Origin of the sequence: Hartmannibacter diazotrophicus, assembly GCF_900231165.1 — a bacterium.
Classification (GTDB): domain Bacteria; phylum Pseudomonadota; class Alphaproteobacteria; order Rhizobiales; family Pleomorphomonadaceae; genus Hartmannibacter; species Hartmannibacter diazotrophicus.
Genome location: NZ_LT960614.1, coordinates 109475 through 135371, shown reverse-complemented (window position 1 = coordinate 135371; position 25897 = coordinate 109475). Strand labels below are relative to the sequence as shown.

Here is a 25897-nt window from a genome sequence, read left to right as displayed (position 1 = left end):
GGCATGGACGGAGCGGCGGCCACAAGATGACCCGACGACCGGAGGTGTGCCGCCTCGCCGTGATGGCTGCGGTCATCGCAGCATCGGCCGCGTTGCCGGCCGGGCCGGCGGCGGCGAAGGTTCAGGTGAGAACCGATGCCGGCAAGTCCATCGTCGCCATTTCCGGCCTGACGGAGGCGGCGGACTGCCGGGCCTTTTCCGCTACAGGCACGATCGTCGATGTCACGCAGGAAAACGGGCTACCGCGCGGCATGACGTTCCAGGAGACTGGCCGAGAAGCCTATTACGTCAATCTGCCCGAACTCTACAAATTCGGCTCGACCTTCGAGAAGAAGCAGGTTCTGCGCGCCTACAAGGCGCTGGTGCGGCCTGGCATCGCGGCCACGATCCATGCCTTCGCCTGCGGCGCGGCTGGACGGATCGTCAAGCTGGACGCCATCTCGGCGCAGTGAAGTATCGGGCCGCAAGCGGACTGCTCATGCCGGCTGAGCGTCAACGGCCCCTCGCGAGCCTCGGTGGCCGGATCAGATTCCCGCGAGGCGCGAGACCAGCAGGATCGCAACGATCGACAGGGCGAAATGCATGGCGACGAGGCCGATGGCGAAGGCGATCGAGACCTGCAGCGTCGCGCGGGTGACGAGAAATTCCAGCCACAGCCCGGCCATGGAGACGAGCAGCGCCAGTTCCGTCGCCGTCGCGATACCATAGAGCCCGATCAGATAGACGAGGTAGATCAGCGAACTCGGGATGACGATGAGCGGCGTCAACCAGTTCAGCGCGACGACATAGGGAACATAGCGCCTGGAGATACCGAGGAGTCCGCCGATCAGTGCCAGCAACAGCGGGAAATCGACGAAATCCACCAAAGTCCCGAGAACCCGCAGGACCAGGAAGCGGCCGGTCGGGAACAGATCCTCGGTCATGGCACTGTTTTCGATCAGCGCATGACGTTCGGCAACGTGGACGATGCCGAAGAAGGGCAGCAGGAGGATGATCACGAGGAAGGAACGCCAGAAGCCCTCGTAGCTCGTGTCCAGCCGCTTCATGGCATGCGGGCGCCCACGAACCATGTCGGTGATCGCATAGAGCGAACCGGAAATCTCGGCGAAGGTCAGCATGGCATCGCCGCCCCCGCCGACCGGATCACATCCCGGTTCCAGTCAGAGGTCCGGGCCTCGACTTCTTGCAACGAAATCAAAAGATCAGTCTTCCGCATCTCTGGATCACGAACGCCGTCCGGAACAATCCACGACACCCTTTCCGGCTCGCCGCCTCGGGGCCGCACACCAGCAGGGGTTGCTGTCCCGTCGACCCGCTCCGCCGTGGCGGGGTATTGATGCCATGAGGCACGGGCCGCGCTCAAGAAAAATAGTCATCGAGGAAGCGGCGATAGATACGACCCAATGTCACAAGATCGGCAAGCGGAACACGCTCGTCGATCTGGTGCATGGTATCGCCGACGAGGCCGAATTCGACGACGGGGCAATAGTCCTTGATGAAGCGCGCGTCGGAGGTGCCGCCTCCGGTGCCAAGTTCCGGACGGCGGCCTGTGACGGCCTCGACGGCGTTCGCCAGGCCCTCCACCAGGTCCGGCGAATGGGTGATGAAGACATCGGAGACCACCGGCTGGTAGGTGAGCCTCAGATCGACCGGCGCCAGCCCCTCGCGGCGCAGGGACGGCATTGCCCTTGCCCGCTCGACGCGGGCCGCGATCTCGGCCTTCAGCGTCTCAGGCGTCCAGAGATCGTTGAAGCGCACGTTGAAGCGGACGTCGGCGCGCGCCGGAATGACGTTGAACACCTTGGTGTCAGTTTCGACCGAGGTCACTTCCAGATTGCTCGGCTGGAAATTCTCCGTGCCGGCGTCCAGCGGCGGGTCCATCAAGGCGGCCAGCAGCGGCCCGAGCGCCCGCACGGGATTGTCCGCCAGATGCGGATAGGCGACGTGGCCCTGATGCCCGCGGATCGACACCTCGCCCGACAGCGAGCCGCGCCGTCCGATCTTGATCTGGTCGCCGAGCGCGGAGGGATTGGTCGGTTCGCCGACGATGGCGGCCGAGAAGCGCTCGCCGCGTTCGTCCGCCCATTTCAAGAGCTTGGCGGTGCCGTTGATGGACGGCCCCTCCTCGTCGCCCGTGATGAGCAGCGAGATGCGGCCGCCGAAATCAGCTCCCCGTTCGGCCACGAAGTCGAGCACGGCGGCCAGGAAGGCGGCAATGCCGCCCTTCATGTCGACCGCACCGCGGCCATAGAGGACGCCGTTTTCGATCGCGCCGGAGAAAGGCGGGTGGCGCCAGGAGGTCAGGGTGCCGGGCGGAACCACATCGGTGTGGCCGGCGAAGACCAGATGCCGTTCGCCCTTGCCGATCGCCGCGAACAGGTTCTCAACGTCCGGCGTTCCCTTCTGCGAAAAGACCGGACGATCGACGTCGAATCCCTTCGGCGCCAGAAGGCCCTCCAGAAAGGCCAGGGCGCCTCCCTCTTCCGGCGTCACGGAGGGGCATTCGATCAGGGCCCTGGCGAGGGCGACGGGATCGGCGGAGGTGGGCGGGGCATGGTCTGTCATGGCGCCGATCTAGCCCCGCCCGCCCGCGAAAATCAATCGCGCAGAAGTTCGTTGATGGACGTCTTGGAGCGGGTCTGCTCGTCGACGCGCTTGACGATCACCGCGCAGTAGAGCGACGGGCCGGGCGTGCCGTCGGGCAGCGGCTTGCCGGGCAGCGAGCCGGAGACGACCACCGAATAGGGCGGCACCTTGCCGATGTGGATCTCGCCCGTGCTGCGGTCGACGATCTTGGTCGAAGCGCCGATGAAGACGCCCATGGAAAGCACCGAGCCCTCGCCGACCACGACACCCTCGACGACCTCGGAGCGGGCGCCGATGAAGCAGTTGTCCTCGATGATGGTCGGGCCGGCCTGCATGGGCTCCAGAACGCCGCCGATGCCGACGCCGCCCGAAAGATGCACGTTCTTGCCGATCTGGGCACAGGAGCCGACGGTCGCCCAGGTGTCGACCATGGTGCCGCTGTCGACATAGGCGCCGAGGTTGACGAAGGACGGCATCAGCACGACGCCGGGGGCGATGTAGGCCGAGTGGCGCACGGTGCAGTTGGGCACGGCGCGGAAGCCGGCGGCGGTGAACTCGGCCGCGCCCCAGCCCTCGAACTTGGATGGGACCTTGTCCCACCATGTCGAGTTTCCGGGACCGCCGGGGATCACCGACATGTCGTTGAGACGGAAGGAGAGGAGAACTGCCTTCTTCAGCCACTGGTTCACCTGCCAGGCGCCGTCGACCTTTTCGGCCACGCGTGCCTTGCCCGAATCAAGCATGGCGAGCGCGGTCTCCACCGCATCGCGCACGTCGCCCGTCGTGGCGGTGGTGATGTCGGCGCGCGCCTCCCAGGCGGCTTCGATGGCAGCGGCAAGCGATGTATCGGTCATGGTCGTCCCGGTCCTTCCCTCGAACGGTCGCGGCGATGCGGAAGCCAGCGAACCTCGCACCGCCTTTCAAAAAATCGGGCGGACCCTACAGCGGATCGCGGCCAAGGGCCAGAGGCCGGATGCGCACAGAGCAAGGCGTCACGTCCAGGTGGGATCGGAGCCTCAGTCCTGCTGACCTTCGGGCGACAGGGGGCCGCGCGTCCAGGTCTCCGGGCGCTTGAGAAAGTCGTGCAGGGTCTTGCCGCGCTCCTGCCGGAAATGCTCTTCGGTCACGGCGAAGTCCGCCATCCGGTCGAGGCGGAAGGTGCGGAAATTGTCGCGCAGTTCGCACCAGGCCGCGAGAACCCAGACCGGACCGAAATAGGCGAGCGACAGGGGGCGGACCGTCCGCTCGCTGCCGTGACCCAGCACGTCCTTGTAGCAGAAGCGAACCTTCAGGAGATTGCGGACCGCGCGGCGCATCTCGCCAAGGTCGAATTCGATGGGCTCCATGCGGTAGTTGGAGGGTGCCAGCAGCGCCGTCTGGGCCATGTAGCCGCGCAGCTGCTCGGGAATCACCGCCTCGATCTTGGCGATGGCGTCGGAAGCCGCCTCGGAGAGCTCCTTGTCGCCCCAGGTCTCGACGATGCGGGCACCGAGAACGAGTGCCTCGATCTCGGTCTCCTTGAACATCAGCGGAGGCAGATCGAAACCCGCCCGCAGCACGTAGCCGATTCCCGCCTCGCCCTCGATCGGCACGCCACTGACAATGAGATCGCGGATGTCGCGGTAGATCGTGCGCTCGGAGACTTCCAGCGCTTCGGCCAGATCGCGGGCGCGCACCGTCGGCTTCCGGCGCAGAAGCTGAATGATTTCAAAGAGTCGATCGGCTCTGCGCACGAAAAATCTCCCACCGGCTGAGGAATGACTGGCGCGGCTTCTAGCCTAACGCTCCTGACACCACGTTGTCAGCAGCCGGGCCTTCTCCCCAAAACTTCCTGACGCAACGGTGTCAGGGGGCATGGCGCATGATCGCATCATGGACTGGCGAGACCGCCGGTCAATCACATCGGGAGATCATCATGCTTCGTCTTGTTGCTTCATCGCACGAGGTCCGCCGCGCCGAACAGTTCGGCGTCCGCCTTCTTGCCACGCTACGGCGTCTCTGGACCCGTTACCAGACCCATCGCGCCATGCAGAAGACCGCGATGCGCCTTGGCGAACTCAGCGACGCCGCACTGAAGGACATCGGCCTCAGCCGCAGCGAAATCGAGGGCGTGGCGCGGCACGTCTCGCGCGAACCGACGTCGTCTTCCCGCCTCCACTCACGCCCCTGGTGATCGGATGCGGACAGACTGAAGGGCGGCCGACCGGTCACGGTTGCCGCCCTCTTTTTCTGAAGCCGTGCTGCCTGCCGCCCTGCGGCTATTCCTCGGGCTCGGCGGTGAACATCAGCGGAAACCCGGCCTGGCGACCGAGATCGGTCGCTTCCATGGCCTTGGTCTCGGCGACGTCGCGCGGATAGACCGAGACCACGCAGGCGCCCTTCTGGTGCGCCGTGATCATGATGCGGCTGGCCTCGTCCTCGGTGGTGCGAAAGACCGCTTTGAGGACCATGACCACGAATTCGCGCGGCGTGAAATCGTCGTTGAGCAGGACGACCTTGTAGAGCTTGGGGCGCTCGGTCTTCGTACGCGTCACCGTTTTCGGAGGCGTCACGACATCGCTCATCCCAAATCCCTTCCTGCAATCCTTGCCCCGGCCCGGCCCGCGCCCAAGTGACAGGCCGGTTTGCCGCTATGTCTAGGCGGCGAGGGTTACGGCTTTCATGAGGTCCCGCACAAGGCCGACCTCCTCCATGCTGACCGTATGGCCCATGCCGGGATAGATCCGGCAATCGACAGCGGCGCCCATGGCCTCGAAGACCTTCGCCGACATCCTGACCCTGAGCAGCGGGATATGGGCATCCCGGTCGCTGCAGGCAAGAATGACGGGCGTTGCCGCCAAGGAGCCCTGGCGAAGGCCGAACTCGTCGTCGGACCCCACCAGGCCGCCGCTGAGACCGACCACGCCGCCCCATCGCCTCGGATTGCGGGCGGCGAACTCCAGCGCCAGACACGCCCCTTGCGAGAAGCCGAGCAGCACGATCTTTTCGCGGGGTATATCGGCCGCGACCAGCGTCTCGGCAAGGGTGCCCACGGTGTCGAGTGCGGAATCGAGATAGGGCTGGTTCGCCGCCACCGGCTGGATGAAGCGTTGCGGCCACCAGGTGTTGTGGGCGGCCTGCGGCGCCAGATAGGCGACATCCGAACGACCGAAGGCCTCGGCAAGCGAAAGAATGTCCGGCGCGCTGCCGCCGCGTCCGTGCAGCAGGATCATGGCGGCGGCGGCCTTGTCCAGCGGCGCCCCGACGTGGCTGACGGGCTGGCCGGCATGCGGGCCGGTGCCCGTGCTCTTCCAAAGGTCCATGACGTTCATGTTCTTGTCCTTCCGGCTTGCGCCGTCTTCACTCCCTGCACCCGATCAGACCGGCTTCAGACCGGCCTCGATCGCGGCCCGCCGAGACTCCAGAAAAGGCGGCAGGGACAGGTTCTGGCCGAGCGTTTCCAGCGGCTCGTCCGCCGTGAAGCCCGGAATATCGGTGGCAATCTCGAAGAGGACGCCATTGGGCTCACGGAAATAAAGCGAACGGAAGTAATAGCGTTCCACCTCGCCGCTCGAGCGGACGCGGGCTTCGGAGACGCGCTGCGTCCAGGCGGAAAGTTCCTCGTATCCGGGGGTGCGGAAGGCAACGTGATGGACGCCGCCCGCGCCTTCCCGGGCAAAGGGCAATCCAGGCTGCACGGCGACATGCAGTTCGGCCGCTGGGCCGCCGGGCCCCATCTCGAAAACGTGGACGGTGTTTTCAGGCGCCTCCGGCAGGGGATAGGTCCTGACCTCGCGCATGTTCATGAGGGCGGTCAGCACCGGCTCCGTGCGATCGAGCCTCGGCACGCTCATCACGATCGGTCCAAGGCCGCGGATCTGGTGGTCCGGCGGCACGGGGCTGTCCGTCCAGGGATGGGTCTCGTAGGCGCCGCCATCGTCGACCAGCATCAGGCGCTGGCCTTCCGGGTCCTCGAATCCGAGGCTGAGCCGGCCGTCGCGCAACCCCACTTCGTCGACGACGACACCGGCAGCCGACAGACGCTCATGCCACCAGCCGAGGCTGTCTGCCGACACGCGAAAGCCGGTCCGGATCACCGAATGGGTGCCGCGGCCGGCCGGCGGCACCGGCCATTCGAAAAAGGTGATGTCGGAGCCCGGCGTCGCTTCACCGTCACCGTAGAACAGATGATAGGCGCTGGTGTCGTCCTGGTTTACGGTCTTCTTGACGAGCCGCATGCCGAGAACCTGCGTGTAGAAGGCGACATTGGCACGGGCATCGGCCGTGATGGCCGTCAGATGGTGGATACCGCCGAGTTCGAGCGACATGGCCGCTTCTCCTTCCTCCAGAGCATTTCCCGAGCGGACCGGGTCCGGCCAACAAGGGCATGCTCCATATTCATGGCGTCGGAGCGGCGCGAACAGCCTCGCGGCAAGCCGCAGGATCATGGCCGCTCCCAACAGGAACACATGCGACCGATATCGGGTTTCGGGGCCTCATGACAAAGGAAAGGATGGTAAGGAGACCGTTCGCTCAAAGTGAACAGTCATCGATCGTTGCCGCAAGTCAGTCTTTGCAGCGATCCAAACCTACTCGATTCATGGCTTCTTTGCGGAGCCATCGGGCCTGCGCGACCGGCTTCAACCGCCGTCGGCAAGGAGCCTCAAGTCCTTGCGCAGGATCTTGCCGACATTGGATTTCGGTATGGCCTCGATGAAGTGCACCTCGCGGGGCACCTTGTAGGCGGTGAGGCTCTTTCGGCAATGCTCGCGCAGCGCCGCCTCGTCCACCTCCGTGTCCGGTTTGGACACGACATAGGCGACGACCGCCTCGCCGGATTTTTCGTCCCGGCGTCCGACCACGGCGACCTCGGCAACGGCCGGATGGGCCGCGATCACATCCTCGACCTCGTTCGGATAGACGTTGAAGCCCGAGACGAGAATCATGTCCTTGAGGCGGTCGACGAGGGTCACGAGGCCGTGGGCGTCCATGGTCGCAACGTCGCCGGTGCGGAAGAAGCCGTCGTGCGTCATCACCTTGGCTGTCTCGTCCGGCCGGCGCCAGTAGCCGGCCATGACCTGCGGCCCACGCACGCAAAGCTCGCCCTTCTGGCCGGCCCTGACGACGTTGCCTGCCTCATCGCGGATCGAAATCTCCGTCGACGGCAGGGGATAGCCGATCGCGCCAGTGAAATCGGCAATATCCGCCCGGTTGAGGCAAACGACGGGCGAGGTCTCCGACAGGCCGTATCCCTCGATCAGCGGCCGGCCGGTCGCCGCCTTCCACTCGTCGGCGACCCTCGACTGCACGGCCATGCCGCCGGCGACGGAAAGACGCAGACCGGAAAAGTCGAGCCGCCGGAAATCCGGGTTGTTGAGGAGCGCCCGCGCCAGCGTGTTGATCACGAGGATGACGTTGAAACGCCTCTTCTTCAGGGTCTTCACCAGACCTTTGATGTCGCGCGGGTTGGCGATCAGGATCTGGCAGGCGCCGAAGCGCGACATGACAAGCGCCGAGGCGAGAAGCGCGAAAATGTGATAGAGCGGCAGCGCCGAGACGGTCACGGGGTTCGGCTTGTCCTGCAGGCTCGTCTTCAGCCAGATCTCTGACTGGAGAATGTTGGCCGCCACGTTGCGGTGGGTCAGCATCGCCCCCTTGGCAACGCCCGTGGTCCCGCCGGTGTATTGCAGAAAGGCCATGTCCGACGGGGCGATTTCGGGCCGCGCCCCTGGTGCACCAGCTCCCTCGGCAAGAACGGCGGCGAAGCGGATGGCGCCCGGCAGTGAAGAGGCCGGGACGATCTTCTTCACGTGGCGCGCAACGAAATCGATCAGCCGTCCCTTGAGGCCGAGGAGATCGCCGGCAGAGACGACGACGACCTTCGGCTTCGTGCCGCCGGAGGATTCGATGTCCGCCAGCGCGGCCTCGACCGTCGCACCGAAATTCTCCAGGACAAAAAGAACGGTCGCTCCCGAATCTCGCAGCACATGAACGAGTTCGCGCGCCGTGTAGAGCGGGTTGACGCCGACGGCCACCGCACCGGCGAGCAGCGTGCCGAACAGCGTCGGCACATAGGCCATGACGTTGGGCATCATGAGCGCGACGCGGTCGCCCTTGCCGACGCCCTGCTGCAGCAGCCAGCCGGAAACGGCGTCAGCCGTCCTTGCGACATCGCGATAGGTCATCCGAACGCCGAAGCTTTCCATGGCCGGCTTGCCGGCGTGGCGCTCGAATATGTCGCGGATCAGGTCGGCGAGCGTCGGGATCGCGTCGTCATCGACATTTTTCGGAACGCCTGCGGGATAACTCTTCACCCACGGCCGCGCGGCAAAGATGTCCGTGTTTTCGCCGCTGCCCTCTTCCGTCGCCATCGTCCCCACCGATCCGTCGTTCGTCTTCGTTGTTCTTGCATGGATCGCATTGACTTTTGGCTAATTTTCCGTCTCCCGCAGGCAAAGTCAAAGAATTGACGTGCCGATCAGTAATCGACTTGCGTCAGCGTCAGTCCGTGCGCCGGGGCGACCGGCCCGCAAGCCCTGCGGTCACGGGCATCGAGGGCGGCGGCCAGCGTGCCGGCCGTCCAGCTTCCGTCACCGACCTTTTTCAGCGACCCCACGATCGAACGCACCTGGTTGTGCAGGAAGGAACGCGACCAGACGTGAAAGACAATCGCCTCGCCCTCGCGGGTGATGTCGATGCCGTCGAGCGTCTTCACCGGGCTTTTCGACTGGCAATGCGTGGAGCGGAAGGTGGTGAAGTCGTGATGGCCGACGAGGACACCGGCCGCCGCCTGCATCGCGTCCACATCCAGTGGCTTGCGCACGTGCCAGGCGCGATAACGGTCGAGCGCCAGCGGCGCGCGGCGATCGACGATGCGGTAGTGATAATGCCGTTTCGTTGCCGAAAACCGGGAGTCGAAGGTCTCGTCGACGACCTCGGCGGCAAGGATCGAAACGGGATGCGGCTCGATATGGAAGTTGGTCGCATCGCGCAGCGTATCGGCGGGCATGACCTTTTCAAGATCGACATGGGCGACCTGCCCGGTGGCATGAACGCCCGTGTCCGTGCGGCCCGCCCCCTTCAGCGTGATCTTTTCCGGCGTGATCTTGCCGATCGCCTCCTCGATCACCCCTTGCACGGAAACGCCATTCGCCTGGCGCTGCCAGCCGACGAAGGGCGTTCCGTCATATTCGATGAGCATGCGGTATCGGGGCATCAGGTCAGCCTTCCGCCTCCATAGCCAGCCGACTCTCGCCCGGCATGAGCTTCGTGCCGCGTAGGAAATCGGCAAAGGCCATCGGCTTGCCGCCGGCGCGCTGGACGGAGACGAGCCGGATGGCGCCCTCGCCACAGGCGACATCGCCCTCCGTCGTCAGCAGGGTGCCGGGTGCGCCATTCCCGTCGAGCGCGAAGGTGCGCAGGACCTTGACCCGCTCCACGCCCTTGCCGAGATCGGCCTCGAACCAGGCGCCGGGAAACGGCGACAGCCCCCGGATATGGGCGCTCACCTCGGCGGAGGGAGGGGACCAGTCGATCCGCGCCTCGGCCTTCTCGATCTTACGGGCGTAGGTCACGCCGTCCTCGGCCTGCGGCGTGAAGACGAGTCCGCCGCGCGAAAGAGCGGCAAGCGCACGGATCATCAGGTCCGCGCCGACGGCGGAAAGGCGGTCGTGCAGGTCGCCAGCGGTCATGTCGGCGGTAATCGCCACCTCTTCGGCCATCGCGACCGGCCCCGTGTCGAGGCCCTTTTCCATCTTCATCACCATCACGCCGGAGCGGCTGTCGCCCGCCATGATCGCACGGTTCAATGGCGCGGCGCCGCGCCAGCGCGGCAGAAGCGAGCCGTGAAGGTTGAGGCAGCCCATATCCGGCGCCTCCAGAACGTCCTCCGGCAGAAGCAGCCCATAGGCAACGACGACAGCGACATCCGCGTCGAAGGCGGCGAATTCGGCCCGCGTCTCCTCCGCCTTGAAATTCTCCGGCGTCAGCACCTTGAGACCCAGTTGCTCAGCGCGGGCATGAACCGGCGACAGACGCGGGGCCATGCCCCGGCCGGCCGGACGGGGCGGCTGGGAATAGACGGCGGCGACCTCGTGGCCGTGCCCGACGATCTCGGTCAAGGTCGGAACGGCGAAATCGGGCGTTCCCATGAAGATGATGCGCAGGCTCAAGACGGCTTTCCCGGTGATGATCGTTGGCGGGGTGATGCCCCGAAGCCGCCCCGTGCGTCAATCCCGCAGCAGCAGGCGGTGCCGGTTTCCGCATCTGGCGGCATTGTGACTGGCATTCGCGCCCGGACCGTGCATCGTTTGTGATGCCATGACGATGCAGCAGACTCTCAGCGCAGCCAGACGACCCAGGCGATGGTGGCGCCGGGGCCTTGCCCTTTTCGCCCTTGCCTATCTCGCGCCGCTTGGCAGCTACGCGGCCTATTCCGTCCTCGAGGGATGGCCGGCCTCATGGCGTTCGGCGAACTGGTCGTCGGCCGGACTGCTTCCGCAAGCCGACAGCCGCCCCGAGGCGCAAGTCTACCTTCTTGCCAGCCGTGTCGGCCGCTGGCGGGGCATCTTCGCGCACCACAGCTGGATCGTCCTGAAACCGGCTGGCGCCAGACAGTATATCCGCTACGACGTCGTCGGCTGGGGGCAGCCGGTGCGCCGAAACTCCCAGGTTGCCGACGGCCGCTGGTACGGCAACGACCCCGAAATCATGGTGCATCTGAGTGGCGACGCGGCCACGCGGGCCATCGGCGCCATCGACGCCGCGATCTCCACCTATCCCTATTCCCGCTGGGGCGACTACAGGATATGGCCGGGGCCCAATTCCAACAGCTTCATCGCTCATATCGCCGCCGCCGAACCGGCGCTTGCGCCCGGACTGCTGCCGACCGCGCTCGGAAAGGATTTCAGGGACGGCTGGTTCTATGCCGGACCGGCGGTGAGCGACAGCGGCTGGCAAATCTCCGCCGGGGGCCTTTTCGGCGTGACGGTGGCGAAGGTGGAGGGCCTGGAGGTCAATGTCCTCGGCCTCGTTGCGGGGATCGACCTGATGCGCCCCGCCATCAAGCTGCCCGGATGGGGCCGGATCGGCCTCGATCCGGCTTGACCCCCGCGACTGCGGTGCCGATCAGCGGCCGGCTTCCTTCGCCGCCTTGGCGAATTTCTTCATCACCCGGTCGCGCTTCAGCTTCGAGATATGGTCGATGAACAGGATGCCGTTGAGGTGGTCGATCTCGTGCTGGATGCAGGTGGACAAAAGGCCGGCGGCCTCGATCTCCTGTTCCTTGCCGTTGCGGTCGAGAAAGCGCACACGCACGGCGGCTGGCCGCTCGACGTCCTCATAGTAGTCGGGGATCGACAGGCAGCCTTCCTGATAGGTACTGAGGTCTTCCGACGACCAGGTGATTTCCGGGTTCACCATCACGATCGGTGCCGGTTCCTCGTCCTCGCGCGCGACATCGAGCACGAGCACGCGGCGCATGACGCCGATCTGGCAGGCGGCAAGGCCGATGCCCGGCGCCTTGTACATGGTCTCCAGCATGTCGTCGGCAAGCGCGCGCACTTCGTCGTCCACCTGGGCGACGGGCTCGCAGACCTGCTTCAGGCGCTGGTCGGGAATGATTACAAGCGGTCGTATCGTCATGACGCTGAAATATGGGATCGCCGTTCTCCGGTCAACTGGACCTGTCGCTGTTAAGGGTTTGTTTGTTCTTTTTTTGTTCCTATATTCATCTCCCTTGTGCTAGGGCTGGGCCATGACCGAGTTTTTCGAACGGTTTTCCGCGATCATCGCCCGCGATCCGCAAATGGCGGCGATCGTGTTCGGCGCCGTGCTGGCCATCCTGATGGTCGCGCTCCTCATGCAGCGGAGCCGCGAACGACGCACGGCCGAGGTCGCCGAGGCGCGGATGGCCGAACTGATGCGCCTGCAGGGAGAGATGGCCGGCCGGATGCAGACCATCGCCGAGGTGTTCTCCACCCGACAGGCCGATCTTGCGCGCGCCCTGTCGGAGCGCATGGACGGCCTTGCCCACCGGGTCGGCGGCGGGATGACGGAAAGCGCACGCATGACCGCCGAACAGCTTGCCCGGCTCAACGAGCGGATGACGACCATCGACCGGGCGCAGGCGCGTATGTCGGACCTTGCCGGCGAGGTGCTGGAACTCCAGAATATTCTGTCGAACAAGCAACTTCGCGGCGCCTTCGGCCAGGGACGGATGGAAGCGATCATCTCCGACGCACTGCCGGCGGGCCAGTTCAGTTTCCAGGCAACGCTCAGCAACGGCACTCGGCCGGACTGCCTCGTTCATCTGCCGAACGACGGTCCGTCCCTCGTTATCGATGCCAAGTTTCCGCTCGAAGCCTTCGAGCGGCGGCGGCAGGCGCAGGACGAAGACAACCGGCAGGCAGCAGGCAATCAGGCCAAGCGCGACCTTGCCAAGCATGTCGCCGACATCCGCCAGCGCTATTTCCTGCCGGGCGAGACCTTCGAGACGGCCTTTCTCTTCGTGCCGTCGGAATCGATCTTCGCCGACATCCACGAATTCTTCCCCGACGTGGTCGACCGGGCCAGCCGGCTCCGGGTACTCATCGTCTCGCCGTCGCTGCTGATGCTCTCCGTCCAGGTGGTGCAGGCGGTGCTGCGGGACGTGCGGATGAAGGAACAGGCGCATGTCATCCAGTCGGAGGTGAGCCAGCTCATGGACGACGTCGCACGGCTGCGCGACCGCTGTCTCAATCTCCAGAAGCATTTCGGTCAGGCGACCGGCGATCTCGACCAGATCCTGATTTCCGCCGACAAGATCACCCGGCGCGGCAACCGGATCGACGCGCTCGGCTTCGAGGATGCCGGAGACCGGCCGAGGGCGGTTTTCGAACGCGCCACGGGATGATAGGCAGGGACGGTCATCCCTCGACGTGCTCCCTTCCTCCCGATCCGACGGACCCCGCCATGTCACTTCTCCTCGCGTTCACCGGTGTTTCACCCGACAGCTGGGTCAAGGCGATCAACGAGGCCGATCCGTCCCTTGAGGTGGTCATTGCCGGCGATCCCGGCGTCGACCTTTCAAGCGTGCGTCATGCTTTGGTCTGGAAACCGCAGGCGGGACTTTTGAAAAGCCTGCCCCATCTTGAAACTGTCTTTTCCATCGGTGCCGGCGTCGACTATCTGATGGACGATCCGACCCTGCCGGACGTGACCGTCGTGCGCGTCGTCGACGCGGATCTGACCGCCCGCATGACGGAATGGGTGGTGCTGCAGGTGCTGCTCCAGCATCGCCGCCAGCGGCTCTATGACGCGCAGCAGCGCCAGCGGCTATGGCGGGCGCATTCCCAGGTGGCCGCCCGGGACGTCAGGGTCGGGATCATGGGCGTCGGCGTTCTCGGCCAGGATGCCGCGAGGGCGCTGACGATGCTTGGCTTCGATGTCGCCGGCTGGAGCCGGACGCCGAAGACGATCGAGGGTCTTGCGACCTACGACGGCGACGCCGGTCTCGACGCCTTCCTCGCGCGGACGGACATTCTCGTCGTGCTGCTGCCGCTGACGGACGAGACACGAGGCATTCTCAATGCCGCCCTCTTCGCGAAACTCGCCAAGGACGGTCCCCTCGGCGGCGCTGTGCTGATCAATGCCGGACGCGGCGGCCTGCAGGTGGAGGCCGACATCATCCCGGCCCTCGAGCGGGGCGATCTGATCGCCGCGAGCCTCGACGTCTTCCAGACCGAGCCCCTGCCCGAGACCAGCCCGCTCTGGGACGACGAGCGGATCGTCATCACGCCGCATGTCGCCGCCGAGAGCGATCCACGCGCGATCGCCCGCTACGTGGCCGGCCAGATCAGGGCCGCCGCGCGCGGCGAACCGCTGAAGAATGTCGTGGACAGACGGCGGGGCTACTGAGCGCCGACCGGCGCTCCGGCGATCCTGCGCACGCCGGTGAGAGGCGAGCCCGCCGCCGCGATCCTTGCCAGCGCCGCGCCGATGGGCTCGGTGACGACCATCATGTGGTGGCCGCTGGCGTGGATCATCCGCTCCGCATCCATGGCGATCGCAACGTGGCCCTTCCAGAACAGCAGGTCGCCGCGCCGCAAAGCCGGCAAATCATCGCCTGCGACTGCGAGAACCTCTCCCAATCCGCCTGCCTGCATGTCGCTGTCGCGCGGGGCCGCAACGCCGCAGGACGCGAGGGAGGCCTGGACCAATCCCGAACAGTCGATCCCGAAGGGCGTGCGACCGCCCCAGAGATAGGGCGTCCCGATCAGGTGTCCGGCGACGGCGACAAAGTCGGTCTCAGGCGCCTCGGTCGCGGGCTTCAGGTGCTTCAGCACCATTGCGCCGCCGCCCGCCAGCAGGCCGTAGTCTAGGTCGCGCACCCGGACGGTGCCGGTCACCATGACCTTGCTGCCGAGGCCGAGCGCCATGCGCACCGGATGTTTCATATCAGCCACGGGATAGACGAAGCTGCGCGGCACGGCGACGACGTGGGAGGGCTCCGGCGACGGATCGGCCAGCACATCGGACGAGATCCAGCCGACATAGCCATCGGCCTCATTCTGAACCCAGGCCCAGCCTTCCGCCGTTTCCTCGTAGACCGTGACCGCCTCACCGAAGACGAGTTGGGTGTCGATGCCAAGGTCGTTGCGCGGTTCGGGCCGCATATCGACGACCGGAGCCGCGATCCGCCGCCGCGTGCCCTCGACATAGCGCTCGGCCTTGATTGTTCCGCGCAGATGCTCGGCCGCAAGATCGCCCCGCGCCGGGGTCAGGCGGCGGTCAAAGGCGGTCATCGCGGCAACTCCTGCGCCTTGCCGACGATCAGGTCACCGAGGCGCTGGACGAAGAGGGCGCCTGCGACGGTGCGCTGGACGATGACGTTGCGGCGGTCCGCCTCGTCGCGCTTGCGCGAGACGAAGCCGGCGCGTCCCATCGTGTCGAGGGCGCGCGTGATGGCCGGCTTGGTCACATTCAGCTTGGCGGCAAGGCCGCGCACCGTGTGCGGCGGCGGCTCGAGATAGATGGTCAGCAGGATCGTCGTCTGCCGCACCGTCAGGTCGATCTCGTCGTCGCGGACCTGATCCAGCATGACGTCATGCCACAGTTTCAACGCCTGGCTCGGACGCATTTCCATCGAGACTGACCCTTCAACGCACAACGGAGGACGGGCCGCCGCCCTGTCGACAGCCATATAAACTCGAATTTGTTTCGGGTCCGAATTCTTTTTTCAAGAGTTTTCTGTCAGTTTCCTGTCAATGCTGCGGAAAAGTGGTGTCTCGGACACCAGTTTGGAATTCTTCCTAATTGACGAGCATGGACCAGTTCCCCATATAAATAGCTATGCGCCTGACACAGCAAACCAATTACGCCATTCGCCTGTTGATCTACTGTGCCGCCTCGGAAGGGCGTCCGGCAAAGGTCGGCGATGTTGCGGCCGCGTTCGGCATCTCCGAACTGCATCTGTTCAAAATCCTGAAGGTGCTGGTCGACGGCGGCTTCGTGGAAACGCTGCGCGGTCGCAAGGGCGGCGTGCTGCTGGCCCGGGCGGCGTCGGAGATCACCGTCGGGCAGGTCGTGCGCGTGACGGAAGAAAATTTCATCCTCACGGACTGTTTCGACGAGGCCAAGCAGGACTGCCCGCTGATCTCGGCCTGCGACTACAATCAGCTTCTGCATCAGGCGCTCAACGCCTTCCTGGCCGTGCTCGACACCAAGACCATCGCCGACCTTTCGGAAAACCGGCCGGACATCCGCTTCCTGCTCGATCTTCCGATGGCGGCCGTAGCCGTCAACTGAGGCCAGGCACGCCATGATGGACGCGGTCGACACCGCGTCTCACCCGGTATCGGCGGCGGCGTCACTCCGTCGTGATACGTAAGGCAAGGGACGAGGCTTGACCCGACCCAATACTTGTGACTAGCATTCAGCAATCCTTTCCCCGGACCCTTGACCTCCGGATGCTTGGGAGTTGCGACGATGACCAGACTTCAGCGGCAGCCGCGAGCTGCCGGCATAGCGTATGCGTGCCTTTGCAAGGTCCCGCTCGACCATGCGGGAGGCAAGGCGTGATCGTCTGTCATTGCAACGTCATCTCCGATCTCGACATCAGGCGCACGGTCGACGAGTTGCTCGCCGAGGATCCTCTTCGGGTCCTGACGCCCGGTCTCGTCTACATGACCATGGGCAAGCGCGGTCGCTGTTGCGGCTGCTTCCGCAACGCGATCGCCGTCATCGCGGACTATGTCGATCATTGCCACGAGCGCGACGATCTTGCACGTCACCGCCGCGAACAGGGCCAGCCGAACGGCGTGCCCGCCATTCCCGCCGCTGGCGAGCGCATACCCGGTCGCCGATACGGCTGACCTGGCGGCCGCCTGGCCGTGGCTGCCGGCGCAGTTTCCTCACCGATCCCGACCTGTTCAAAGCCCGGCCTCGTCCGGGCTTTCTCATTTGAAGCGGGCTAACCGCCTGCATTTTTCTGCACGAATTCCCCGATTACCCACGGACGTTTGATCTGGACCAATTCCACGGCGGCTGCGATTGCGTTAGGCTCGCCCCTGCTTCTTCGGATGACCCGGACAGGTCATCCCTGACAATGACGGCGAGGCGGCGGAATACGGTATGGGAAAGCGGCCTTCTTGCGCATATTAGAATAATTCAAAAAATTTCCCGCCTGATGCCGCTTGCGCTAAGGTTGCCCACCCCATCCACATATCGACAGCGGAGACTGCCATGAAGGGTTCTGAAAAAGTGATCGAGCGCCTCAACGAGGCCCTGTTTCTGGAGCTTGGCGCGGTCAATCAGTACTGGGTGCACTACCGCATGCTGGAGGACTGGGGCTACACGAAGCTGGCCAAGAAGGAGCGGGCCGAATCGATCGAGGAGATGAACCACGCGGACAAGCTGATCGCCCGCATCATCTTCCTCGAAGGCCATCCGAACCTTCAGACCCTGGCGCCGCTTCGCATCGGTCAGGACATCAAGGAAGTGCTGGAGTGCGACCTTGCCGGCGAGTACGACGCGCGCACGTCCTACAAGAAGTCGCGCGAGATCTGCCGTGAGGAAGGCGACTATGTGTCCATGGAACTCTTCGAGGATCTCCTGGAAGACGAGGAAGGCCACATCGACTTCCTGGAAACGCAGATCAGCCTTCTGGAGAAGATCGGCGTCGAGCGCTACGGCCTTCTGAACGCGGCCTCCGCGGACGAAGCCGAATAAGTTTCGGGGTGAGCAGGTTCCAAATCCGGAACGCGCGGGCGGCTTTCCTTGCGAAGAGCCGCCCGTTTTGTTGCATCCGGATCAATCCCGGCATTGCCTTTGGACGCGGACAGCGCACATAACTGGCAACCGAGCGCATGAGACAAGCTGGCCGGACCGTCCTCAGGCGGGAATCCGGCGCACCGAAGGCATTTTTGGACAGGATTTGGCCGCGTGATCACCCAGAAGGCAAAATATGCGTTCAAGGCCCTGCTTTTCCTGTCCAAACCCAGCGGCGAAGAGCCGATGCAGATCGAGGACATCGCCGCCCAGACGGGCGTGCCGAGGAAGTTCCTCGAACATATCCTTCTGACACTCAAGAACAACGGCCTGATCGCCAGCCGGCGCGGCCGTCACGGCGGCTATATCCTGATCAAGGATCCGGCGACTGTCTCGCTCGGCCACGTGCTGCGCATGATCGACGGTCCGATCGCTCCACTGCCCTGCCTGTCCAAGACCGCCTATCGGCCTTGCCCCGACTGCAAGAGCGAGGAAAATTGCGCCATCCGCAAGGTGTTCGGTGACGTCTATGCGGCAACCCTGTTGGCCATGGAAGGCATGACGCTCGCGGACCTGATGCGCTGCGATACCGGCGCCATGTTCCTGGAAACAGCCGCGCCGCTCGACGAGGTGGCCCCGTCGCTCTGAGCGGAGCGTCTTGAAGGGAACGCCGGCCCGATCGGCTCACGCCGCAGCGGCAATCCCCTTGAAGCGCCGCAGGGACAGAAATCCAAAGACGAGGAATGCCACCAGCAGGAGCCCCTGCGCGATGGCAAAGGGCGGCTCCGACCCCGTCGGAGCCAGCGCATTGAGCGCGGACACCTTCTGGAAGGCCTGGGCGATCAGGACGAAGACGTTGAGGTAAAGGGCGAAGAGCGCGGTGACCAGATAGATCGTCCTCCCGCGTCCGGCGAGCCCCAGCCCATACCGCGCATAGACGCAGATGGCCAGCACCACCATCGACAGGACGCCGAAGGCGAGCGCCGGGGTGAAGACGCTGATCGGAAACAGGAATCCGGTCACGCTTGTGGCGATTGTCATCACCAGGAAGAGCTGCGACCAGAATTCCCTGCGTTCGTTGCGCAGGAAACCCGCCAGCATGACAAAGCCGGCGACGACCGCAACGAGACTGATGACGACATGAACGAGCACGAAGGTCTGACTGCTGAAGAACATCGCCGCACTCCCCGGTTCACGGAGCAATACTACTTCAGAGCGATGGGCAGAGCCATATGGCACCGCCGGCCGGACGGAAAAAATCCTTGGCGTCCGGCCAGGGCCCGGATCAGCACTCCACCAGGTTCACGGCCAGCCCGCCGAGCGACGTTTCCTTGTATTTCGACTGCATGTCGAGGCCGGTCTGGCGCATGGTGGCGATGACCTTGTCGAGGGAAACATGGTGTTCGCCGTCGCCGTGAAGGGCGAGCGAAGCGGCGTTGATCGCCTTCACCGCACCGAAGGCATTGCGCTCGATGCACGGGATCTGCACGAGCCCTCCGACCGGATCGCAAGTCATGCCGAGATGATGCTCCATACCGATCTCGGCGGCATTCTCGATCTGGGCGTTGGTGCCGCCAAGCGCTGCCGCGAGCCCGGCCGCCGCCATCGAGCAAGCAACGCCCACCTCGCCCTGGCAGCCGACCTCGGCCCCCGAAATCGAGGCGTTCATCTTGAACAGCCCGCCGATCGCCGTCGCCGTCAGCAGGAAGGTGTGCATCCCCGCCTCGTTGGCGCCCTCGCAGAAATCGCGATAATAGCGCAGCACCGCCGGCACGACGCCGGCCGCCCCGTTGGTCGGCGCGGTGACGACGCGCCCGCCCGCGGCGTTCTCCTCGTTGACGGCGATGGCGAAGATCGAGACATAGTCCATCGGCTCGTTGGCCCGGCGCACGTTGACGCCGCGTCCGGCCTCGACCTTGTCGAAGATCCGCCGTGCCCTCCGCCGCACCGAAAGGCCGCCGGGCAGTTCGCCCTCGGTGGACAGCCCACGGTCGACGCAAAGCATCATCGTGTCGACGATCCGGGAAAGGTGCATGTCGACCTCCTCGCGCGGACGCAGGACCAGTTCGTTGGCCATGACCATCTCGGCGATCGACTTGCCCGATTGCCGGCCGAGGTCGAGGAGTTGCCGCCCGGATCGGAAGTCATAAGGAACGGCCACATTGGTGGCGATCGGCGGCGCGCCGACTTCATCCTCCGGCACCACGAACCCACCGCCGACGGAACACCAGCGCTCTTCCCGCAGCACCTCACCGTCGGCATCGAAAGCCTTGAAGGCAAGCGTGTTCGGATGCTTTTCGCACAGGGTCTCGCCGTCGAAGATCAGGTGCTTGTCGCGCAGGAAGGCGATTCCCGGCCCGCCGCCGAGGCGCAGCCGGCCGCGCTCGTCGATCTCGGCGACGATGGCATCGGCCCGGTCCGGATCGACCGTCTCGGGAAGTTCTCCGGCGAGCCCGAGAATCACCGCCTTGTCCGTCGCGTGGCCCTTGCCCGTCCAGGCGAGCGAGCCGAACAGAATCACCTGGACCTCGGCGAGACGGTCCATCAGCCCCGCGTCGCGAAGATTGCCGACGAACGCGTGCGCGGCCTTCATCGGCCCCACCGTATGGGAGGAGGACGGACCGATGCCGATCTTGAACAACTCGAAAATGCTGATCACGTTGACGACAATCCTTCGCCCGGCGAGCCTGCCCCGGTCCATGATGCCCGATCGCGGCAGGACGTCACAAGCGCCGCCTTCGACATTGCACGAAAACGACCGTCAGGCTGTCCGGATACGACTGTACGGGAATCCGCTTCATTCCCCGGGGCTTGCGGCGGCTTGCGCCGGTCCGCCGCCGCCCGCGAGCAGGCGGTCGAGCAATGTCAGCGCCCGCTTGCGCTGGTCTTCGGTCAGGGTATTGGTCTGGAACAGCTCCAGTGCGCAAAGCCCTTCGCCAACAAGATAGGCGATGAGCGAGAGATCGGCGTCGTCGTCCGCCTCGATGCGTTCGACCAGCGTGCTGGCGTAGGCCCTGATCGGTTCCAGCAATGTGTTGTCTTCGGCGATGGCGGCGAGAATGCCCGCCGGCGGCGGGCCTGCGCGCTCGCAGATGGTCGCGTTTGCCATGATGTGACTGCGCACGACGCTGTTGCGCTCGCCTGACGATTGCAACGCCTCCAGATGGCAGGCGCGGGCTTTTTGCAGTTGTTCGACGTAATCCGCGATCAGCGCCCCGACCAACGCACCCTTGGTGGGAAAGTTGTAGAGCAGCCCGCCCTTGGAAATCTCCGCCTTTTCCGCCACGGCTTCCAGCGACAGGCGTGCCGCTCCCTGGGAGCGCACCAGATCACCCGCCGCCGAAACGATCCGCTCGCGCGAACTCGGCCGACCTTTCGCGCGCACGGCGACATCCGTGCCGGGCATGCCATTCACCTTGGCCATCGCCAAATCCCCCTGCCGCTCCCCCCGGCATTCTTCGGCCGTATCGGGAGCCTAGGATCAATCTTCCTCACCTACATGTTGTTGCATCGCAGCAACAGCATCAGGAAGGCCAACCGGCGAAGACAGCTGCCGGTTGACAGAACCGTCCGGACGGTACAGTAATGCCCCTTCGTGTCAAGTGCGACCTAACATGGTAGCCTCGGCATCGCAGCATTGCGGCCGGTCCCGTCATCGGGTTCCCGGACGTCCGGATCAGGCGCGACCAAAACGCGCCGACCGGCAGTCCGTCCGTGATGCTGTTTCATCAATTCATCAGTTCTTAGACCCGTTGCGCCAATCTCCCCGCTTTCGATTGGCATTGTTCCTGATTTTGCCCGACGAGGTTCTCCAGTCATGGTCAAGAGATTCATCATCGCCATCGTCCTGATCGCGATCGTCTGTGGAGGCCTCGTCGGCTTCAACATGTTCCGGGCGCAAGCCATCGGCAACTTTTTCGCCAACATGAAGCAGCCGCCGGTGACGGTGTCCACGGTCGACGTCGCCGCCACGTCCTGGATGCCCGGCATCGAGGCCATCGGAACGGTCTATGCCAACAACGGCGTCGACGTCGCCTCCGAAGTCGGCGGCGTCGTGAAGGAGATTCTCTTCGACGCCAACGACAAGGTCGAGAAGGGGCAGCTTCTGGTGCAACTCGACAATGCGGTCGAGACGGCCAACCTGATCGCCGCCGAATCCGCCGTGACGCGCGACCAGCAGGCGCTCGAGCGCGCCGAGGCGCTAACGAACCGCGGCGTGAGCTCGACGGCGACGCTGGAAACAGCCCAGGCCGCGCTGGATGCGTCCCGCTCGCAGCTCCAGAGCCTCCAGGCCGTGCTCGACCAGAAGAGCATCAAGGCGCCGTTCAACGGCACCATCGGCATCGCCAAGATCGACCTCGGCCAGTATCTGGCGGCGGGCACCGGCATTGCCACGCTGCAGGATCTCGACACGATGAAGGTCGACTTCACCGTGTCGGAACAGCGCCTGCAGGAGCTTTCCATCGGCCAGAAGGTGCGCTTCGGCCTCGCGGAGGGCGAGTACCCCTATGAGGGCGAGATCACCGGCATCGATCCGAAGATCGACCCGGCCTCGCGGCTGGTGACCGCCGAGGCGCGGGTGCGCAATTCCGACGGCCAGTTGCGTCCGGGCCAGTTCATCTTCGCGCAGGTCGTCCTGCCGGTGGAGGACAATGTGATCGCCCTGCCGCAGACCGCCGTGACCATCAGCCTCTATGGCTCCTATGTCTATGTGCTGACCGAGAAGAAGCCGGAAGGCCAAGCCGACGCGGACGCCAAGCCGCAGCTCGCCGTCGATCAGGTCTTCGTGCGGACCGGCCGGCGCTCAGGCGGCGACATCGAGATCCTCGAAGGCGTGAAGCCTGGCGACAAGGTCGTCACGGCCGGACAGAACCGGCTCTCCAACGGCAGCCTCGTGGTTGTCGACAACACCATCGATCCGTCGAAGATCAAGCTCGGTGAGGGCAACTCGTGAACTTCTCCGAACTCTTCATCCGGCGACCCGTCCTGACGATCGTCGTGAGCCTGATGATCCTGCTGCTCGGCGCGCAGGGCATCACGAACATGTCGATCCGGCAGTATCCGAAGGTCGAGGAAACGGTCATCTCCGTGACCACGACCTATGCCGGCGCCAGCGCCGACCTGATGCAGGGCTTCATCACGACGCCCATCGCCAAGTCGGTCGCCTCGGCGGAAGGCGTCGACTACATCACGTCGTCGAGCCGCCTCAGCACGTCGGTCGTCCAGGTGCACATGCGCCTCAACACCGATCCGGACAGCGCGCTGACCGAGGTCATCGCCAAGGTGCAGCAGGTGAAGGGAGAGTTGCCGGACGATGCCGACGACCCCATCATCCAGAAGGGCACCGGGCAACAGTTCGCCCTGATGTACCTGACCGTCCAGAGCACGGTAATGACCGCGCAGGAAATGACGGAATACATCACCCGCGTCGTGCAGCCGCGCTTTGCCACCGTGCCCGGCGTCGCGGACGCCCAGGTGCTCGGCGGGCAGAATTTCGCCATGCGCGTCTGGATCGATCCGATCCGGCTCGCCTCGCGCGGCGTGACGGCCTCCGAGGTCTATACGGCGATCTCCAACTCCAACTTCCTCTCCGCGCCCGGCAAGACGAAGAACGAGCTCGTCGCCTACGCGATCGAGACCAAGTCGACGCTGCAGACGCCCGAGGCGTTCGGTGCGTTGCCCATCCGTTCGAACGGCGACGAGGTCGTGCGCCTGCGCGACGTCGCCTCGATCGAGCTTGCCGCTGAATCCGACGAGGTGAAGGTGCGCTTCAACGGCAAGGAAGGCGTCTTCATCGGCATCTTCGCCTCGCCGTCCGCAAACCCGCTCGACACAGCCGCGGCGGTGGTCAAGGAAGTGCCGAACATCCAGGAGATCATGCCGCGCGGGACCTCCATCCAAGTGGTCTACGATTCGACCAAGTTCATCACGGCGTCGATCGAGGAGGTGTTCCGGACCATCGGCGAAGCGGTGGTCATCGTGATCGTGGTCATCCTGCTCTTCCTCGGCTCCTTCCGCTCGGTGCTGATCCCGATCGCGACCATCCCGTTGTCGCTGATCGGCGTCTGTTTCATGCTCTATGCGCTGGGCTATTCGCTCAACACGCTGACGCTGCTGGCCATGGTGCTCGCCATCGGCCTCGTCGTCGACGACGCCATCGTCGTGGTGGAAAACATCCACCGCCACATCGAGGAGGGCAAGAAACCCATCCCCGCCGCCATCGAGGGCATGCGCGAGATCTTCGGCCCGGTCGTCGCCATGACCATCACGCTGGCGGCGGTGTATGCGCCGATCGCCTTCACCCAGGGGCTCACCGGTTCGCTCTTCCGCGAATTCGCGGTGGCTCTGGCCGGCTCCGTCATCATCTCCGGCTTCGTCGCTGTGACGCTGTCGCCGATGATGGGCAGCCGGCTGCTGACCGCCGGCGGCGGTCGGTTCCAGCATTTCGTCGACCATCGTTTCGAACGACTTGCGGACTGGTACGGGCGGCGGCTGACCGGCTCGCTTGAGTATCGGCCAGTGACGCTGCTGGTCGTCGTCGCGCTGCTGGCGACAACCGTCTTCCTGTTCCTCAACACGACCACCGAGCTTGCCCCGGAAGAAGACCAGGGCTTCATGTTCGGCGTCGTGACCGGCCCGCAATATGCGACGTCGGACTACACCTCGATGTATGTCGACCAGATCCAGGGTCCGCTCGTGAACGACATCCCTGAGATCGACGCCCGCTTCGCGATCACCGGCGCGGACGCCGGAAACCAGGGCTTTGCCGGCTTCGGCCTCAAGCCCTGGGGCGAGCGCGAGCGCAGCCAGGCGGAAGTGATGCAGGAGATCCAGGGACGGCTTGGCCAGAACGCCGGCCTGCAGGCCTTCGTCTTCGCCCCGCCGACGCTGCCGGGCTCCGGCGGCGGCCTGCCGATCCAGTATGTGGTGCAGTCGACCAATCCGGCCGATCGCGTCTACGAGATCGCCGAGCAGATCAAGAACCAGGCCCAGGCCTCCGGCAAGTTCATCATCGTGCAGGATTCGCTGTCCTTCGAAGCGCCTCAGGTTCGCGTCCTGATCGACCGCGACCGTGCCGCGGCGCTGGGCGTCTCGGTGCGCGAGATCGGAACGACGCTGAACCTTCTCGTCGGCGGAGCCTCGATCTCCAAGTTCGACCGCGACTCGCGCTCCTACGACATCATCACCCAGGTGCCGCGCAAGGATCGCCAGAATCCGGAAAATCTCGGACAGTTCTTCGTGCGCAGCGAATCCGGCTCGATGGTGCCGCTGTCGTCCGTGGTGAAGATCGAGACAGTCGCCTCGGCGCCGGCCATCGAGCAGTTCAACCAGCTCAACTCGGCGACCATCTCGGCGCTGCCGCTGCCCACCGTCTCCACCGGTGACGGCCTTGCCGAACTGGAGAGGATCGGCCAGGAGGTCATGCCCGAGGGGTACTATGTCGAGTATTCCGGCCAGTCGCGCATCGAGAAGGAGGCGGGCAATGCCCTCCTGGTCGCCTTCGGGCTCGCCGTCATCGTGATCTACCTGGTGCTCGCGGCGCAGTTCGAGAGCTTCCGCGATCCGCTGATCATCATGATGAGCGTGCCCTTGTCGATCTTCGGCGCCATCGTCTTCCTCAACGTCGGCCTCGGGACGCTGAACATCTACACCCAGGTGGGCCTCATCACGCTGGTCGGCCTGATCACCAAGCACGGCATCCTGATGGTCGAATTCGCCAACCAGCAGCGCGAGTTGCACCATCTTTCCAAGCATGACGCTATCATCGAGGCGGCCAAGGTTCGCCTGCGGCCGATCCTCATGACCACGGCGGCCATGGTGGTTGGCATGGTGCCGCTGATCATGGCAGAGGGCGCAGGTGCGGCAGCGCGCTATTCCATCGGCCTCGTCATCGCGACCGGCATGTCGATCGGCACCCTGTTCACGCTCTTCGTCGTGCCGATGTTCTACAGCCTGCTCGGCCATGCCGACCGGCATCACGAGGAAGAAGACGACACCGTTCCGGTGCTTGCCGCACCGGCGGAGTGAGATGTCTCAGCAAGCCTTCGCAAGGAGACCTATTCCTGCGAAGGCTTGCTGAAGCAAA

General features: G+C 64.8%; 27 protein-coding genes. 11 read left to right on the top strand and 16 right to left on the bottom strand.

Going from position 1 to position 25897, the window contains the following annotated elements; genetic code table 11:
- Window positions 1–26 precede the first annotated feature (26 nt).
- A complete protein-coding gene (locus HDIA_RS00590; RefSeq protein WP_157775105.1) occupies window positions 27–452 on the top strand; it encodes a hypothetical protein in 426 nt (141 codons plus the stop codon).
- A gap of 72 nt (window positions 453–524) precedes the next feature.
- On the opposite strand, the gene HDIA_RS00585 is transcribed toward HDIA_RS00590, so the two are convergent.
- From HDIA_RS00585 to HDIA_RS00570, 4 genes are all read right to left on the bottom strand, one after another.
- Window positions 525–1118: a hypothetical protein gene (locus tag HDIA_RS00585; RefSeq protein WP_099553410.1), complete on the bottom strand. Its 594-nt coding sequence runs from the start codon at window positions 1116–1118 to the stop codon at window positions 525–527.
- A 241-nt stretch (window positions 1119–1359) separates the two neighbouring features.
- Window positions 1360–2565, bottom strand: a complete 1206-nt coding sequence (dapE, locus tag HDIA_RS00580) for a succinyl-diaminopimelate desuccinylase (protein ID WP_099553408.1) — start codon at window positions 2563–2565, stop codon at window positions 1360–1362.
- 32 nt (window positions 2566–2597) lie between these two features.
- On the bottom strand, window positions 2598–3440 hold the full coding sequence (gene dapD, locus HDIA_RS00575; protein ID WP_099553406.1) for a 2,3,4,5-tetrahydropyridine-2,6-dicarboxylate N-succinyltransferase: 843 nt from the start codon (window positions 3438–3440) through the stop codon (window positions 2598–2600).
- A 162-nt stretch (window positions 3441–3602) separates the two neighbouring features.
- Window positions 3603–4319, bottom strand: a complete 717-nt coding sequence (locus HDIA_RS00570) for a helix-turn-helix transcriptional regulator (protein WP_099553404.1) — start codon at window positions 4317–4319, stop codon at window positions 3603–3605.
- A gap of 182 nt (window positions 4320–4501) precedes the next feature.
- Between HDIA_RS00570 and HDIA_RS00565 the strand changes: the two genes are divergently transcribed.
- Window positions 4502–4759: a DUF1127 domain-containing protein gene (locus HDIA_RS00565; protein WP_099553402.1), complete on the top strand. Its 258-nt coding sequence runs from the start codon at window positions 4502–4504 to the stop codon at window positions 4757–4759.
- An 85-nt stretch (window positions 4760–4844) separates the two neighbouring features.
- Here the strand turns inward: HDIA_RS00565 and clpS are convergent, their stop codons facing one another.
- The 6 genes from clpS to fmt all read right to left on the bottom strand — a co-directional run bounded on the left by clpS (window position 4845) and on the right by fmt (window position 10736).
- Window positions 4845–5150 (bottom strand): ATP-dependent Clp protease adapter ClpS, encoded by a 306-nt coding sequence (gene clpS / locus HDIA_RS00560; protein WP_099553400.1) that lies wholly within the window; start codon window positions 5148–5150, stop codon window positions 4845–4847.
- A gap of 72 nt (window positions 5151–5222) precedes the next feature.
- Window positions 5223–5897, bottom strand: a complete 675-nt coding sequence (locus tag HDIA_RS00555) for an alpha/beta hydrolase (protein ID WP_245884085.1) — start codon at window positions 5895–5897, stop codon at window positions 5223–5225.
- 45 nt (window positions 5898–5942) lie between these two features.
- Window positions 5943–6893 carry a ring-cleaving dioxygenase gene (locus tag HDIA_RS00550; protein ID WP_099553398.1) on the bottom strand — a complete coding sequence of 317 codons (951 nt, stop codon included), beginning with the start codon at window positions 6891–6893 and terminating at the stop codon, window positions 5943–5945.
- A 312-nt stretch (window positions 6894–7205) separates the two neighbouring features.
- Entirely contained in the window at window positions 7206–8936 is a 1731-nt protein-coding gene (locus HDIA_RS00545) for an AMP-binding protein (protein WP_099553396.1), read from the bottom strand.
- 107 nt (window positions 8937–9043) lie between these two features.
- Complete coding sequence (gene truA / locus HDIA_RS00540) at window positions 9044–9781, bottom strand: tRNA pseudouridine(38-40) synthase TruA (RefSeq protein WP_099553394.1); 738 nt, start codon at window positions 9779–9781, stop codon at window positions 9044–9046.
- 4 nt (window positions 9782–9785) lie between these two features.
- Complete coding sequence (gene fmt, locus HDIA_RS00535) at window positions 9786–10736, bottom strand: methionyl-tRNA formyltransferase (protein WP_099553392.1); 951 nt, start codon at window positions 10734–10736, stop codon at window positions 9786–9788.
- Window positions 10737–10890: 154 nt separating this feature from the next.
- On the opposite strand from fmt, the gene HDIA_RS00530 reads away from it, so the two are divergent.
- A complete protein-coding gene (locus tag HDIA_RS00530) occupies window positions 10891–11670 on the top strand; it encodes a DUF3750 domain-containing protein (RefSeq protein WP_099558623.1) in 780 nt (259 codons plus the stop codon).
- Between the two features lie 21 nt (window positions 11671–11691).
- Here HDIA_RS00530 and HDIA_RS00525 read toward each other — a convergent pair whose 3' ends face one another.
- Window positions 11692–12207, bottom strand: a complete 516-nt coding sequence (locus HDIA_RS00525; protein WP_099553390.1) for a peptide deformylase — start codon at window positions 12205–12207, stop codon at window positions 11692–11694.
- Between the two features lie 112 nt (window positions 12208–12319).
- Here HDIA_RS00525 and HDIA_RS00520 point away from each other — a divergent pair, with 112 nt between their 5' ends.
- Entirely contained in the window at window positions 12320–13456 is a 1137-nt protein-coding gene (locus HDIA_RS00520; protein ID WP_099553389.1) for a DNA recombination protein RmuC, read from the top strand.
- Between the two features lie 59 nt (window positions 13457–13515).
- On the top strand, window positions 13516–14460 hold the full coding sequence (locus HDIA_RS00515; protein WP_099553387.1) for a 2-hydroxyacid dehydrogenase: 945 nt from the start codon (window positions 13516–13518) through the stop codon (window positions 14458–14460).
- Here HDIA_RS00515 and HDIA_RS00510 read toward each other — a convergent pair.
- Together HDIA_RS00510 and HDIA_RS00505 are read right to left on the bottom strand one after the other, a co-directional pair.
- Window positions 14454–15347: a C40 family peptidase gene (locus tag HDIA_RS00510; RefSeq protein WP_099553385.1), complete on the bottom strand. Its 894-nt coding sequence runs from the start codon at window positions 15345–15347 to the stop codon at window positions 14454–14456. The genes HDIA_RS00515 and HDIA_RS00510 overlap by 7 nt on opposite strands.
- Window positions 15344–15688, bottom strand: coding sequence for a MarR family transcriptional regulator (locus HDIA_RS00505; RefSeq protein WP_425432914.1), 345 nt, complete (start codon window positions 15686–15688; stop codon window positions 15344–15346). The genes HDIA_RS00510 and HDIA_RS00505 overlap by 4 nt, the downstream gene beginning before the upstream one ends.
- A 206-nt stretch (window positions 15689–15894) precedes the next feature.
- On the opposite strand from HDIA_RS00505, the gene rirA reads away from it, so the two are divergent.
- The 4 genes from rirA to HDIA_RS00485 all read left to right on the top strand — a co-directional run bounded on the left by rirA (window position 15895) and on the right by HDIA_RS00485 (window position 18459).
- Complete coding sequence (rirA, locus tag HDIA_RS00500) at window positions 15895–16350, top strand: iron-responsive transcriptional regulator RirA (protein ID WP_099553381.1); 456 nt, start codon at window positions 15895–15897, stop codon at window positions 16348–16350.
- A 269-nt stretch (window positions 16351–16619) separates the two neighbouring features.
- Window positions 16620–16916 (top strand): (2Fe-2S)-binding protein, encoded by a 297-nt coding sequence (locus HDIA_RS00495; protein ID WP_099553380.1) that lies wholly within the window; start codon window positions 16620–16622, stop codon window positions 16914–16916.
- Between the two features lie 370 nt (window positions 16917–17286).
- Window positions 17287–17772 carry a bacterioferritin gene (gene bfr / locus HDIA_RS00490; RefSeq protein WP_099553378.1) on the top strand — a complete coding sequence of 162 codons (486 nt, stop codon included), beginning with the start codon at window positions 17287–17289 and terminating at the stop codon, window positions 17770–17772.
- 213 nt (window positions 17773–17985) lie between these two features.
- Complete coding sequence (locus tag HDIA_RS00485; RefSeq protein ID WP_099553376.1) at window positions 17986–18459, top strand: RrF2 family transcriptional regulator; 474 nt, start codon at window positions 17986–17988, stop codon at window positions 18457–18459.
- Window positions 18460–18495: 36 nt separating this feature from the next.
- Here the strand turns inward: HDIA_RS00485 and HDIA_RS00480 are convergent, their stop codons facing one another.
- The 3 genes from HDIA_RS00480 to HDIA_RS00470 form a co-directional block, all read right to left on the bottom strand.
- Complete coding sequence (locus HDIA_RS00480; RefSeq protein WP_099553374.1) at window positions 18496–18987, bottom strand: hypothetical protein; 492 nt, start codon at window positions 18985–18987, stop codon at window positions 18496–18498.
- A 109-nt stretch (window positions 18988–19096) separates the two neighbouring features.
- Window positions 19097–20470, bottom strand: a complete 1374-nt coding sequence (locus HDIA_RS00475; RefSeq protein WP_099558622.1) for an L-serine ammonia-lyase — start codon at window positions 20468–20470, stop codon at window positions 19097–19099.
- Between the two features lie 138 nt (window positions 20471–20608).
- Entirely contained in the window at window positions 20609–21235 is a 627-nt protein-coding gene (locus tag HDIA_RS00470) for a TetR/AcrR family transcriptional regulator (protein WP_099553372.1), read from the bottom strand.
- A 393-nt stretch (window positions 21236–21628) separates the two neighbouring features.
- Between HDIA_RS00470 and HDIA_RS00465 the strand changes: the two genes are divergently transcribed.
- A complete protein-coding gene (locus HDIA_RS00465; protein WP_099553370.1) occupies window positions 21629–22765 on the top strand; it encodes an efflux RND transporter periplasmic adaptor subunit in 1137 nt (378 codons plus the stop codon).
- Window positions 22762–25839 carry an efflux RND transporter permease subunit gene (locus tag HDIA_RS00460; protein ID WP_099553368.1) on the top strand — a complete coding sequence of 1026 codons (3078 nt, stop codon included), beginning with the start codon at window positions 22762–22764 and terminating at the stop codon, window positions 25837–25839. Before HDIA_RS00465 ends, HDIA_RS00460 begins: the two co-directional genes overlap by 4 nt.
- Window positions 25840–25897 lie beyond the last annotated feature (58 nt).